This is a genomic window from Novosphingobium sp. FW305-C-30-35, assembly GCF_058783135.1.
On sequence record NZ_JBYSYJ010000002.1, the window covers coordinates 428,698 to 442,437 of the forward strand.

Here is a 13,740-nt window from a genome sequence, read left to right on the forward strand (position 1 = left end):
GAACTGGCCCGGACATTGCCACGCGCGATGCACAGCGTCGACGGCCCTGTTTACGTTCTCACCAGTTATCCCGGCCAGTTGCCTGGCGCGGCCACCGTTCATTTGATAGCGCTACCTTTGTATCCGAAGCCGAGCAGCATGCAAGCGCCAATTGCGTTTAAGTCTGCTTTATTCACAAACCCGCTTGCAAAGGGGATGTTGCAGCGTCAGGACTTCACGCAACGGGAGCCTGCAGAACATGAATGATACCAAGTCCCGCCGCAGCGCCGGACGTCCCACTGTCAACGATGTGGCGCGCCTCGCGCAATGCTCGCCGATGACGGTCAGCCGTGTCGTCAATGGCGGTTCCGGCGTGCGAGAGGAGACGCGTCTCGCGGTTGAAGCGGCAATAAAGCAGCTCAATTACGCTCCCAACCGCGCCGCGCGCAGTCTCGCCGGTGCCTCGCAACTGCGCATCGCCCTGCTCTACGCCAACCCTTCAGCCTCCTATCTGAGCGAGCTGCTGATCGGTTGCATGGACGCTGCAACCCGTCTCGATGCCCACCTCATGGTCGAACGCTGCGAGCCCGAGACCGATCAGTCGAAGATGATCGCGCGTCTTGTCGACAGTGCGGTCGATGGCTTCCTGCTGCCGCCGCCCTTGTGCGACGATACCGCCCTGCTGGCCCGTCTCCGCCGAGCGGGAACGCATGCGGTGCTGATCGGACCGGGGCAGGCCGAGGCGCACCACGGCGTCGTCATGATCGACGATTATCAGGCCGCCTACGACATGACGAAGCACATCCTCGGCCTCGGCCACAAGCGGATCGGCTTCATCATCGGCAACCCGCAGCAATCCGCCAGCGCCCTGCGCCTCGCCGGATTCCGCGATGCCATGGCCGAAAGCGGCGCCACTGTTGATCCGGCGCTCGTGCAGCAGGGTCACTTCACCTATCGTTCCGGCCTTGATGCGGCGATGAACATGCTCGCCCTGCCATCCCGCCCCACCGCAATCTTCGCCTCGAACGATGACATGGCCGCAGGCTGCGTCGCCGCTGCCCATCGCAACGATCTCGAAGTTCCGCACGACCTTACCGTCTGCGGATTCGACGATACCGCCTTTGCCTCGAACATCTGGCCGGAATTGACCACGATCCGCCAGCCGATCCGCCAGATGGCGGAAACTGCGCTTGATCTTCTGGCACAGGAAATCCGTGCCGAGCGGGCATCGGAAAAGATCAGGCCACGCCTGGCCACGCTCGACTACGAACTGGTCCGCCGCGAATCCGATGCGGCCCCGCCACAAGGCTGATCAGCGCACCACGTCCAGCGCAAACCCCGGCACGGCCTGCGCGCGCCCGTCGAACAGATTGACCACCGGGTTATCGGCCCAGCCATAGCGAACTTTCGCCGCCGGCTTGCCGTCGGTGGCCAGGACCACCGCATCGCCATCAACGCGGCCCGGTGCGAACCGGCAGGCGCCAGCGGCGTCGCACAGTTCGAACCCGATCGCGGTGTCGGAACTCCAGGCGTGAAGCCCGCCCTCGATGCCGCTGAAGGAAACCCGCACCGTGCTGCCTTCCGCCTTCGCCGCAAGTGGCATCGGCAAGGCCTTGCCTTGCGCGCCCATCGCCAGCCGCTGCGCCACCAGCAGCTTGTTGGCCGGATGAATGTCGGTCCGCTCCCCAAGATCGATGGCCGTCGCAAGGAACGCCTTCGGATCGTCGACAACGATCTGCCGCTGCACGTTGCGCGTTTGCGCCCAGCCGCTTTCGACCGGCTTGTCCGAAGCGGGACCATAATTGGCAAGCTGCACGATGCCGACCTTCAGCTCCGGTCCGAACCGCGCGCGCCATCCGGCAATCAGTCCCTTCATCCGGCGCGCGTAGTCCGCCGTGTCGACATCGCTCTCGCCCTGGTACCAGGCCGCGCCATCCATCGCGAAGTGTCCCAGCGGCGCGATCATGCGATTGTGCATCAGCCCGATGCCGGCATTGGCATCCCACGGTGCACGCGGCGGATAGGTCCTGGTCGGCGCGATGGCATAGCGCCAGCCCTCGCCCAGCGGCAGCTTCTCGCCCCCCGCCTGCGTCAGGAACAACCGGTCCGGGGCGCTGGCAAAGCCGCCGTTGCCATAAGTGTTGGTCACCGCGACCATGATCTCGTTCACGCCGGACTTCAGGAACCTGGGCGGCACCGCATAGGCGCGCTCCTCGTCCCAGCCGAAGGTATTGCCCACCGCATGGCCGTTGACGAAGGTCATGTCCATGTCATCGAGCACGCCCAGCGCCAGCGTAACGCCCGCCTTGGCTTGCGCTGCGGTCAGCGTCACTTGCCGCCGCATCCACACCGTGCCTGTCGGCTTGGCAGCAAGAGGCGTAGCGTCCCAGGCCAGCCAGCCCTTGATGGATGGAACCGGCTGCCACTGCAGGGCATCGGGCTTTGTCCACGGAGTGCTACCGCCGCTCTCGCCCCCGTACCATGCCGTCCAGCGCGGCGCGAACTGCGTGACGGCCGCCAGCTTGTCCTTGGCGAACAGACCAAGCAGCGCCATCTCCTGCGCGCCGCCGATCTCGGCCCCGGCTGCAGGGTCGAGCCATGGGGTCACCTTCGATCCACCCCAACTGGCGTGAATTGCGCCAATCGGCACGCCGCGCGCACGGCGCAATTCACGCGCCATGAACCAGCACACCGCAGAGAAGCCGCCGCTCGTCTCCGGCCCAGAAACCGCCCAGCGCGTCACCTTGCCGAATTCGCGCTCGGGCAGGTAGGACATCGCCTTTGGCACCTGCAGCAGGCGCAGTGCAGGATCGGCCGACATCGCCACTTCCATGCCACCGTTCAGCGCGCGAGAAAGCTGAAATTCCATGTTGGACTGGCCCGAACACAGCCACACATCCCCGACGAGCAGGTCGGCAACAGTCACGGACTCGGAACCTGAAGTTACCTTGAGGTCGATCGATTCCGCCGAAGCCTTGCGGGCCGGGAAGTGCAGCACAAAGGCACCGTCAGCCCCGGCCCTGGCTTCGGCCTGCTCGGAACCCAGAGTTCCCGATACCACCGCGCCTGCTGCTGCACGCCCTTCGACCACCACCGGCCGATCGCGCTGGATCACCGCATGATCGCTCCACACCGCGCCCAACTCCAGCGCGGGTGCGGCCATCGCTGGTGCGGAGACGCCCGCGGCCAGCACCACCAGCAATGGCCGCATCACGCCCTGAACTCCGCGAGCGGGGCGGCAAAGCCCGGCACTGCCACATCAAACGCGAATAGGTCGCCCGCCATCGGCTGCGCGGCAAGTGCCTCCTCATCGAGACCTTTGCGCGCGGTCGTCACAAAGGCGGTCTTCAAGTCCGCCCCGCCGAATGCCAGCTTCGTCACATTGGCGACCGGCAGGTCAACCTTCTGCAGCAGCTTGCCCTCGGGCGAATAGCGCGCCACGCCCCAGCCGTTCCACAACCCGGTCCAGACACACCCTTCCGCATCGCACACCGGCCCATCGGCATAAGCCTCGGGAAAATCGTCGGACACTTGCGCAAAGACCCGCGCTGCCCCGACGCTGCCGTCTTGGGCCAGGTCCGCCACATGAATTGTCCGGGCAAGCGTATCGGTGAAATAGAGCTTCGTCCCGTCGGGCGATACCGCCGGACCATTGGTGATGCACACCCCGTCCGGCCCTTGCGCCACCACTTCGCGGACATGGGCGCGGTAAAAGCGGCCGCTCGGCGCTTCCTCGCCGTCATCCATCGAACCGAACCAGACGCGGCCCTGCAAGTCGACGCAGGCATCGTTGAGGCGGTTGCCCTCAGGCTCCCCCGGAACATCCGCCACGTGCACGCTCGTGCCCAGCGCCGGATCGAACAGGTGCAACCCGTCCTTCATCCCCGCCAGCAGCCTGCCACCGATGGCAGGCACCACCCAGCCGACCTGCTCATGCACGCCGAAACTTTCGTGCCTCCCGGTAGCCGGATCGAAGCTGTGGATGCGCCTGTTCTTGATGTCCACGAACCACAGGCACTCTCGCGCCGCGTCCCACACCGGCCCTTCGCCCAGCGTGCAGCCAAGCTCCAGAACCCGCCGCACAGCCACCATCACCGCCATCCCCCGTCGACCCAGTATTCGTGCCCGGTGCAGAACCGCGCATCGTCAGAGGCAAGGAACAGGGCCATGGCGGCGATGTCAACCGGCTGGAGCCGGCCCTTGAGGCATTGCGCCGAAACGATTTCCGCTTCGCCTTCCGGCGTGTACCAGCGCATCTGCCGCTCGGTCTGCACGTTGCCGGGAATGATGGTGTTCACGCGGATGTTATAGGGCCCAAGCTCGCGCGCCAGGCTCCGGGTCAAGCCTTCGACGCCGGCCTTGGCAATCTGGTAGAGCGCCAGTTCATCCAGCCCGAGGTGCCACGAGATCGACCCGAGGTTGAGGATCACTCCGCCGCCATTGGCCTTCATGTCGGGCCACACTGCCTGCGAGGCAAAGAACTTGTGCTTCAGGTTCACCGCCAGCCGCTCGTCCCAATAGGCCGGGGTGATATCGTCGAGCACGTGGCGGTCGTCACTGGCGGCGTTGTTTACCAGAACGTCGCAACCGCCGAGTTCGTCAACCAGCGCTGTCATCGCCACGCCCAGTCCTTCGACATCCGATACGTCCTGCACCTTCAGCACCGGAACGTGGTGCGCCGAGCCCAGCCGCGCGATGAGTTCCCTTGCGGGATCTTCCTGTATGTCGATGAAGCCCACTTGCGCGCCCTGCAGGGCAAAGGCCTCCACGATCCCCTCGCCGATGCCGCTCGCACCGCCGGTCACGATCACGCGCTTGTCGCGCAAGCTGGGGTATTGCGCCGCCATCAGCCGCGGCTCTGCCTGCTGGCCCGCAGCGTGATTGGCAAGGGTATGCGCGGCCATTCAGATCTTCTCCACCAGGCCGCGCGCGGCCAGATTGCGTATGAATGCGCCAATGCCCATCGTCCACTTGGGCGCATCGCGCGATGTCGTGACGGTGTTGCTCAGCGCGCCGAGCCGATCGGAACGGATCGTCACCACATCGCCCACCTTGTGGGTAAAGCCGCCGCCCGGCTCGTCGCGGTCCTGCACCGGGGCAAACAGCGTGCCGCAGAACAGCACGAAGCCATCGGGATAGCTGTGCTCGCTCATCGTCTGGCGGACCAGTTCCAGCGGATCGCGGCTGATCTCGGTCATGCGGTTGGTGCCTTCCATGCGGAAGTTGTCGGTGCCCTCGACCACCAGTTCCACTTCAGCGGCGCGCACGTCCTCGATGCCGAAGCCCTCGTCGAACAGGCGGATGAACGGCCCGATCGCGCAGGACGCCGTGTTGTCCTTCGCCTTCGACAGCAACAGCGCAGATCGCCCTTCGAAGTCGCGCAGGTTCACATCGTTGCCCAGCGTCGCGCCGACAACCTCGCCGGCGCCATCGCACACCAGCACCACTTCAGGCTCAGGATTGTTCCAGCTCGAATCCGATCGCACGCCGATCAGCCCACCGTGACCCACAGTAGAAAGCACCGGCGATTTCGAGAAGACTTCGGCATCCGGCCCGATCGCGACTTCGAGATATTGCGACCACATGCCCTGCGCAATCAGCGCCGCCTTGAGCGCCATCGCCTCCTCGCTGCCGGGCACGACGGCGCGGATACCGGCACCCACCGTATCTTCCAGACTTTGGCGGATACTGGCCGCAGCGGCGGCATCGCCACGCGCACGCTCCTCGATCACCCTTTCGATAGCGCTAACAGCAAAGGTCACGCCACAGGCCTTGACGCACTGCAAGTCTATCGGCGAAAGCAGGGACCACCCCTCGGGCAAGCCATCCTCAATGGCACCGAGATCGCTTCCCCCCGCGAAAGTGCGGCGCGCAATCGCGCCCGACACGGAACTGGCCGTCTGCGTGATGTCGAGGATGCGGCCATTGCGCAAAACGATGACATGCGGCCCGTCAGGCGCTTCGGCCCGACCGCTGAAAACGCCATCTGCATAGTCGCGTGGCAGGCAAGCCGTGAGGCCCAAACCCATCAAAACATCCCCCGGCATCCCATTGTCTGATAGCGCTACCTTAGATGGTCGGCGACGCAAGATCAAGAGCGCCTGACCTGATTTTCAGCATTGCAGGTTTGGCAAGGGGGCGGCCCGGAGCCCCCAGGCATTTGCATCAGCTCCGACACACTGATACCGCTATCATAAATCGGGCCGGAAACCCCTGCAGAGAGGATCGGGAAATGACACGCCTGCGTGCAGCAATCGCCCTCGTGATGGCAACCTTGGCGTGCCTTGCAACGTGCCCGGCGCGGGCCGACGACGGCTACGGCCTCTGGCTCGGTCCCGTCGCAGCCAGAACGGCCGGGGCAGAAATCGAAGTCCCTCGCCGCTCCCCCACCATTGACCGCGCCGCTGCCGAATTGCGCCGCAGCCTGCCTCACCTGCCAGCCGCCGTGATGCTGGCCACCAGCAACGCCTCGCATCTCGCCATGCTTGATCTCGATACGCGGGCGCTCGGCCATGAAGGCTATCTGATTCGCGAAGTCAAGATCGGCAACCGTCCCGTCATCCTTGTGACCGGCAACAGCGATGTCGCCGTGCTCTACGGCGCTTTTGCCCTGCTGCGCCATGTGCGCGCGGGCGAATCGACCGCCGCCATCAACATCGCGTCTGCCCCCGAAATTCCGCTGCGCTTGCTCAACCACTGGGACAACCTCGATGGTTCGGTCGAACGCGGCTATGCCGGGCAATCCTTGTGGGACTGGTGGACCCTGCCTGACTTCAAGGACCCGCGCTATGATGATTACGCCCGCGCCAACGCCTCGATCGGCATCAACGGCACCGTGCTCAACAACGTCAATGCCAAGGCCGAAAGCCTCACCGCGCCCTATCTCGCCAAGGCCGCCGCGCTGGCTGACGTGTTCCGCCCATGGGCCATCCGGGTCTATCTCACGGCGCGCTTTTCCGCGCCGATCGAACTTGGCGGCCTCAAGACTGCCGATCCGCGCGATCCGGCGGTCGCTGCGTGGTGGCAGGCCAAGGCCGACGAGATCTACCGCTTGATCCCCGATTTCGGTGGCTTTCTGGTCAAGGCCAACAGCGAAGGCCAGCCCGGCCCGCGTGATTATGGCGCCAGCCACGCCGATGGTGCCAACATGCTCGCCGCCGCGCTGCGTCCCCACGGCGGAACCGTCCTGTGGCGCGCCTTCGTCTATGCCGATACTGACCCGACCGACCGCGCCAAGCAGGCTTACAGCGAATTCCGACCGCTCGACGGCAAATTCGCGGATAACGTCATCGTTCAGGTCAAGAACGGCCCGATCGATTTCCAGCCGCGCGAACCTGTACACCCGCTGTTCGGCGCCATGCCGCGTACAAGACTGGCTGCGGAATTCCAGATCACCAAGGAATACCTCGGCTTTGCCACGCACCTCGCCTACCTCGGCCCCCTGTTCGAGGAAGCGCTCGATACGCCAACCGGCCAGGCCCCGGGTCAGACCGTGGCGGCAACGCTCGGCGCGATCTCGGGCGTGTCCAATATCGGCCGCGATCGCGATTGGGCGGGCAGCACTTTCAATCAGGCCAACTGGTATGCCTTCGGTCGTCTCGCCTGGGATCCGAAGCTTTCATCGCAGACAATTGCGCGCGAATGGTCGCGGCAGACCTTCGGCAATGATGCGCAAGTCACCGATACGGTCACAGCGATTATGCTGCGCTCGCGCGAGGCGGTCGTCGATTACACCGGTCCGTTCGGTCTCGCCCACCTGTTCGGCCCCGATCATCATTATGGCCCCGGCCCGTGGATTGCCGATCTCAAGCGGCCCGAATGGAATCCGGTCTACTATCACCGCGCCGATGCAGATGGCATCGGCTTTGACCGCACGGCTTCCGGCAGCAACGCCACTGGGCAATATGCCCCGACCATCGCCGCGCGCCTCGCCCGCCCCGAAACAACGCCGCCGCAGTTCCTGCTGTGGTTCCACCATCTGCCATGGACCTATCCGATGCCCGGTGGAGAAACGCTGTGGTCGGCCATGGTCCGCCGCTATGATCATGGCGTTGCCGAAGTTGAAGCCATGCGCAAACAGTGGGCCACGCTGAAATCGCGCGTGGATGCCGAGCGTTGGGCCAAGACCGATGCCTATCTCGGCATTCAGGCCCGCGAGGCGCGCTGGTGGCGCGATGCCAGCCTCGCCTACTGGATGTCGCTCAACCACCTGCCCCTGCCCGCAGGTTCGCCACCGCCTGCGCACGACCTTGCGTGGTACAAGCAGCAACGCTTCCCATACGCCCCCGGAGCACCGCACTAGGCTCAGGCCTCCTCTACCTATCCAAAACGCCAAGCGCGCCGGGGCGTGCTGTCCCGCATGATCTTCGCAAAAGATCAGGAGAGGATCACGTCATGCAGCGCCCGTCGCACGTCCCCGCAGATCGTGTGGTCGATATCGACATCTATCTGCCGCCCGGGCTTGAAGCCCAGGGCTTTCATCGGGCCTGGTCTGCGCTTTCTGCTGGCAATCCTGCCGTCGTCTGGACGCCGCGCAACGAAGGCCACTGGATTGCGCTGGGCGGCGAGGCCCTGCAGGAAGTCCAGTCCGATCCCGAACGCTTCTCCTCGCGTGTGATCGTCCTGCCAAAGTCGGTGGGCGAGATGCACGGCCTCATTCCCACCACCATCGATCCGCCCGAACATCGCCCCTATCGCCAGCTGCTCAACGCCCATCTCAATCCCGGCGCCATTCGCGGCCTGTCCGAAAGCGTCCGCCAGACCGCCATCGACCTGATCGACAGCTTCGCGCACAAGGGCCACTGCAACTTCACCGCAGACTATGCCGAACAGTTCCCGATCCGGGTATTCATGGCACTGGTCGGCATCGATGCGGCAGAAGCTCCGAAGATCCGCCACTGGGCCGAATGCATGACAAGGCCGGGCATGGACATGACCTTTGACGAGGCCAAGGCCGTGTTCTTCGACTATGTCGGCCCTCTGGTGGATGCCCGCCGCGAAAATCCCGGCGAGGACATGATCAGCGCCATGCTCCATGCCGATCTTGGCGAAGGCCGCACGCTGAGCCGTGACGAGGCCCTGTCCATCGTCACGCAGGTGCTGATCGCGGGGCTCGACACTGTCGTCAACGTGCTCGGGTTCATCATGCGCGAGCTGGCGGAAAACCCGGCCCTGCGCGCCGATCTGAAGCAGCGCGGCAGCGATATCGCGCCGGTCGTCCACGAACTGTTCCGCCGCTTCGGCCTCGTCTCGATCGCCCGCGAAGTGCGCCATGACATCGCCGATTTCCATGGTGTCGCCCTGAAGGCGGGCGACATGATCGCCATCCCCACGCAAGTCCACGGGCTTGACCCGCGCGTCAATCCCGATCCCCTGGCCATCGACCCCGCCCGCAAGCGCGCCCGCCACTCAACCTTCGGCTCCGGCCCGCACATGTGCCCGGGGCAGGAACTCGCCCGCAAGGAAGTGGCGATCACGCTTGAGGAATGGCTGAAGCGCATCCCCGAATTCGCTCTGGGCGAAGGCTCCGACCTGTCCCCCGTCCCCGGCATCGTCGGCGCATTGCGCCGGGTAGAGCTTGTCTGGACTCCTTGAACCGCAAGACCGTCCTGCGTTGATCGTCACCCCGGGCAACGACCCGGGGTCCCGCTTTCTGTGCATCCACGCCCGAACCTAGCGCAACCGCTAGGTTGAGCCGACTCGCGCCTGCGTCCATAAAACAGGCAACACTGCCGGTTTTAATGAAGGCAGTCCCGGAGAGCCTGATGCTGGACGCGATCAACCCCCACGGACTGCCCGAGCCCGCCGTTGCGGATGACCTCGCCGCAATCCGCTGCCCGGACGCCCCGAGCGTCCAGCAGATCGTTGCGGCCGATGCGCTTCCCCCGCCCGCCGTGCTGACCATGGAAGAGCCTGTCTATCTCGGCAGCGCGCCGGTCAGCGTGAACCGCTATTTCGACCAGTCGATCTTCGAGTCCGAGATCGAGCGCATCTGGAAGCGCACCTGGCAGTGGGTCTGCCGCGAGGACCACATCCCCGAGCCGGGCGACTACTACACCTACGAAGTCGCCCACCTCTCCTGGGTCGTCGTCCGGCAGGAGGACATGTCGGTCCGCGCCTTCGTCAATTCCTGCCTGCACCGCTCGACCAAGTTCAAGCGCGGCGAAGGCGTCGGCTCGGGCGACAACTTGCGCTGCCCCTACCACGGCTGGACGTGGAACAACGACGGTACGCTCGCTTCCGTGCCCTGCGCCTGGGACTTCAGGCATATCGATCCGAAGACGGCCAACCTCCCCGAAGCGCGCGTCGGCCATTGGGGCGGGTTCATCTTCATCAATCCGAGCGCCGAGGGTCCCCAATTAGGCGGTGAGAGCCTCGAGGAATACCTCGCCCCCCTGCCCGAGCACTTCAAGGACTGGGACATCGCCGGGCGCCACGTCGCGGTTCACGTGGCGAAGGAACTGCCCTGCAACTGGAAGACCGCGCAGGAAGCCTTCCTCGAATCCTACCACGTGCTCGAAACCCATCCCCAGCTGCTGAAGGGCGTGGGCGATGCCAACGTGCAGTACGATTGCCATTCGGACCACGTGACCCGGTTCTATGCCGCCAGCGGCGTCAACTCCCCGCACCTCGCCACCCCCCTCAGCGAGGAAGAGCTCCTCGCCACGATGATCCTTGGCGACAAGGATTCCCGTGGCGAGGGCCTCACCGTCGGCCCCGGGGAAACCGCCCGAACCGTGATGGCCCGCCATCTGCGCAAGGTCATGGGCGAGGCCTATGGCTGCGATCTGTCGAAGGTCTCGGACAGCGAGATGATCGACACCATCGAATACCATGTCTTCCCCAACATGGTGCTGTTCCCGGGCCTGTCGCTGCCGATGGTCTATCGCTTCCGCCCGATCGGAACCGACCCTAACCGCACCCTGTTCGAAATCCTGTTCCTGCGCCCCAATCCCGAAGGTGGGCCGGCGCCGGAACCGGCCGAGCCCTTCCACGTCGCCGAGGACCAGAGCTACGCCACCGCTCCCGGCTTCGATCCCGCCATGGGCCACGTCTACGATCAGGACACCGACAACCTGCGCGCCCAGCAGCAGGGCTTCCGCGCCAGCGCGACAGGCGTTCAGCAGCTCGGCAACTATCAGGAATCGCGCATCCGCCACTTCCAGATGGTCGTCGACAAGTATCTGGCGGGGGAAGCCTGATGGCCTTCGACATCGAAGCCGAGTTGCGCGACCTCTGCGCCCGCCGCGACATCCATGATGCGCTGTGCCGCTACATGCGCGGGCAGGACCGTTTGGACCCCGAACTGCACCGCAGCGCCTTCCATGATGACGCCTGGGTCGATTGCGGGCTCATGCAGGGCAGCGCCGACGAGTTTGTCAGCTTCGCGCAAGGGTTCCTCGCCGATCTCGATGGCAGCCAGCACATCATCGGGCAGGCACAGATCAGCTTGCGGGGCGACGAGGCCAGCGGCGAAGTCTACTTCTACGCCTGGCACCGCATCCGCGAGGACGGCGAGCCCAAGGACCTGGTCGTCGCCGGACGCTATGTCGACGAGTATACCTGCAAGAATGGGGAGTGGCGTATCAGTCGCCGCCGCGAAATAGTGGACTGGGCGCGTACCGACCCGGCAGCCGACGGATTCCTTGAAGGCAATCCGCTGGTCCGGCCGGGACGGCGCGGAACGGACTTCAGCCAGACCCGAGACTGGCCGGTCTGAGACAGTATCAGAGGACGCCGAAATGACCGCTCAGGACAAGATTTCCCGCTATTCCCCGGAGTTCGACGTTGCCGTGCGCGGCGACACGATCACCGCTGATCGCTACATCACCCGTGAATGGATGGAGCTGGAGAACAAGCACCTCTGGCCCAAGGTCTGGCACCTTGGCGGCGTGCTGGCCGATCTTGAGGAAGAGGGCGATTTCATCCGCCACAACTTCGGCAAGGAATCGGTCGTCATGGTCAAACAGGCCGACGGTTCCGTAAAGGCGTTCTACAACACCTGCCCCCATCGCGGTAACCGCCTGGTGCTGGGGGATGTCGGTTCCGCCCCGCGCCTGACCTGCGGCTATCACGGTTGGCAGTTCGATCCCGATGGCACGCTGGTCCACGTGCAGGACCCGGACGACTTTGCCGGCGGCAACCCATGCGGCAAGGTTACCCTGTCCGAACTGCGCTGCGACACCTGGGGCCCGTTCGTGTTCTGGTGCATGGACGATGACGTCGCCCCTCTGCACGAATGGCTGTGGCCCTATACCGAGCGGCTCGCCGGCTACAAGCTCGACAACTGGGTGCGCGTGCTCAATGTCTCGGCGGACTGCGACTTCAACTGGAAGATCATCCGCGACAACTTCAACGAGAGCTACCACCTCCCGACGATCCACCCCGAACTTGCCACCTTCATCAACGATGGCCTGCCGACCACCGTGTTCGAGATGTACGAGAACGGCCACAACGCGATGTGGATGATCGGCCACCAGGCCACCAGCCGCAAGGACTACGTGAGCGGCGACGTGCCGCCGGGGCTTTATGAAGCCGCGGAAGCCTGGGGCATCGATCCCAAGGAATACCGTGGCCGCACCTCCGACATCCGCGAGGCCGTGATCAAGGCCAAGCGCGAGCGCGGGGCCGACGCGGGCTACGACTACTCGTCGATGACCGACCAGCAGCTGGTGGACTACTTCCACTGCACGCTGTTCCCCAACCTGACGATCACGATGTCGCCCGAACAGTGCCAGATCCTGCGCACCGAACCGCACCCGACGGACCCCGAAAAGTGCGTGTTCCAGCACTGGTGCCTCTATCCGCCCAACGCGAAGATGGCCGAAGTCGTCACGCCCGTCGGCCCGGCGCCCCTCCGGCACGACGCGATCGCGCGCCATTCGGTCTATGGCGACGGCGTTTCGCTGGGCTTTGTCGCGGACCAGGACCTTTCGATCGGCACCACGCAGCAGCAGGGCCTCAACTCGCGCGGCTTCAAGGGCTGCCTGCTGCCGGGCCAGGAAAAGCGCGTCCAGCGGTTCCATGAAAAGCTGAACGACATGGTGCTGGGGCATCCGACGGCAGCGCGGGAGTGATCTGATCACTGGCGCCCCCGCGCAGGCGGGGGCCTCGGTGTTGCTACAGAACGACAGCGTAAAACGACTGAGGCCCCCGCCTGCGCGGGGGAGCAGGAAGGTTTTGCGCATTGGAGAGGGACAAGGAATGAGCAACATCACCATCACCCCCGGCCAAACCGGCCCGCACGTCATGCAGGCAGCCTTCATCGTCGAGGACGTGGAAGAGGCGGCAAAGGCGTGGATCGCGGCAACCGGAATCGGGCCGTTCTTCATGGTCCCGCACATCGAACTGGCCGAGGCGACCTATCGGGGCGCACCTTCCGAAGGCATCGACTTCTCCGTTGCCCTCGCGCAGTCCGGCGCCGTGCAGATCGAACTGATCCAGCAGCACTGCGACCGCCCCAGCGCCTATCGCGATACCATCGCCAAGGGCCAGACCGGCTTCCACCATTTCTGCATCTACACCGCCGACTACGATGCCTGCCGCCAGCGCTATGTCGACCAGGGCTTTGCCGTGGCCATCGACGGCAAGTTCGGCGCGATGCGCTTCTGCTACGTCGACACGGCAACGGCGCTCGGCTGCATGATCGAGATTGTCGAAGAGGACGATAACCAGACCTCCGCCTTCACCCGCATCGCGCAGGGCGCCGCCGATTGGGACGGCGTGACCGACCCGATACGGCCCCTGTTCGATTAATACGTT

Annotated in this window: 11 protein-coding genes; 7 read left to right on the top strand and 4 right to left on the bottom strand. The window is 64.8% G+C overall.

What is annotated here, in order from left to right:
• The first annotated feature begins 238 nt into the window (after window positions 1-238).
• A complete protein-coding gene (locus AC3WLM_RS18655) occupies window positions 239-1,291 on the top strand; it encodes a LacI family DNA-binding transcriptional regulator (RefSeq protein ID WP_193828517.1) in 1,053 nt (350 codons plus the stop codon).
• Here AC3WLM_RS18655 and AC3WLM_RS18660 read toward each other — a convergent pair whose 3' ends face one another.
• Genes AC3WLM_RS18660 through AC3WLM_RS18675 form a run of 4 tightly spaced genes read right to left on the bottom strand, consistent with a single transcriptional unit; the run spans window position 1,292 to window position 6,008 of the window.
• Window positions 1,292-3,190: a sialate O-acetylesterase gene (locus AC3WLM_RS18660; protein WP_492478516.1), complete on the bottom strand. Its 1,899-nt coding sequence runs from the start codon at window positions 3,188-3,190 to the stop codon at window positions 1,292-1,294.
• On the bottom strand, window positions 3,190-4,080 hold the full coding sequence (locus tag AC3WLM_RS18665; protein ID WP_492478396.1) for an SMP-30/gluconolactonase/LRE family protein: 891 nt from the start codon (window positions 4,078-4,080) through the stop codon (window positions 3,190-3,192). The genes AC3WLM_RS18660 and AC3WLM_RS18665 overlap by 1 nt, the downstream gene beginning before the upstream one ends.
• Entirely contained in the window at window positions 4,071-4,829 is a 759-nt protein-coding gene (xylB, locus tag AC3WLM_RS18670; RefSeq protein WP_492478517.1) for a D-xylose 1-dehydrogenase, read from the bottom strand. Before xylB ends, AC3WLM_RS18665 begins: the two co-directional genes overlap by 10 nt.
• Window positions 4,830-4,883: 54 nt before the next feature.
• Entirely contained in the window at window positions 4,884-6,008 is a 1,125-nt protein-coding gene (locus AC3WLM_RS18675; protein ID WP_492478397.1) for a fumarylacetoacetate hydrolase family protein, read from the bottom strand.
• A gap of 203 nt (window positions 6,009-6,211) precedes the next feature.
• Between AC3WLM_RS18675 and AC3WLM_RS18680 the strand changes: the two genes are divergently transcribed.
• From AC3WLM_RS18680 to AC3WLM_RS18705, 6 genes are all read left to right on the top strand, one after another.
• Window positions 6,212-8,281: an alpha-glucuronidase family glycosyl hydrolase gene (locus AC3WLM_RS18680; RefSeq protein ID WP_492478398.1), complete on the top strand. Its 2,070-nt coding sequence runs from the start codon at window positions 6,212-6,214 to the stop codon at window positions 8,279-8,281.
• A 92-nt stretch (window positions 8,282-8,373) separates the two neighbouring features.
• Entirely contained in the window at window positions 8,374-9,573 is a 1,200-nt protein-coding gene (locus AC3WLM_RS18685) for a cytochrome P450 (protein ID WP_492478399.1), read from the top strand.
• A gap of 146 nt (window positions 9,574-9,719) precedes the next feature.
• Window positions 9,720-11,180 carry an aromatic ring-hydroxylating oxygenase subunit alpha gene (locus AC3WLM_RS18690; protein ID WP_492478400.1) on the top strand — a complete coding sequence of 487 codons (1,461 nt, stop codon included), beginning with the start codon at window positions 9,720-9,722 and terminating at the stop codon, window positions 11,178-11,180.
• A complete protein-coding gene (locus tag AC3WLM_RS18695) occupies window positions 11,180-11,698 on the top strand; it encodes a nuclear transport factor 2 family protein (protein ID WP_492478401.1) in 519 nt (172 codons plus the stop codon). The genes AC3WLM_RS18690 and AC3WLM_RS18695 overlap by 1 nt, the downstream gene beginning before the upstream one ends.
• A 22-nt stretch (window positions 11,699-11,720) precedes the next feature.
• Window positions 11,721-13,055, top strand: a complete 1,335-nt coding sequence (locus AC3WLM_RS18700; protein ID WP_492478402.1) for an aromatic ring-hydroxylating oxygenase subunit alpha — start codon at window positions 11,721-11,723, stop codon at window positions 13,053-13,055.
• 127 nt (window positions 13,056-13,182) lie between these two features.
• Window positions 13,183-13,734, top strand: a complete 552-nt coding sequence (locus tag AC3WLM_RS18705) for a VOC family protein (RefSeq protein ID WP_492478403.1) — start codon at window positions 13,183-13,185, stop codon at window positions 13,732-13,734.
• Window positions 13,735-13,740 lie beyond the last annotated feature (6 nt).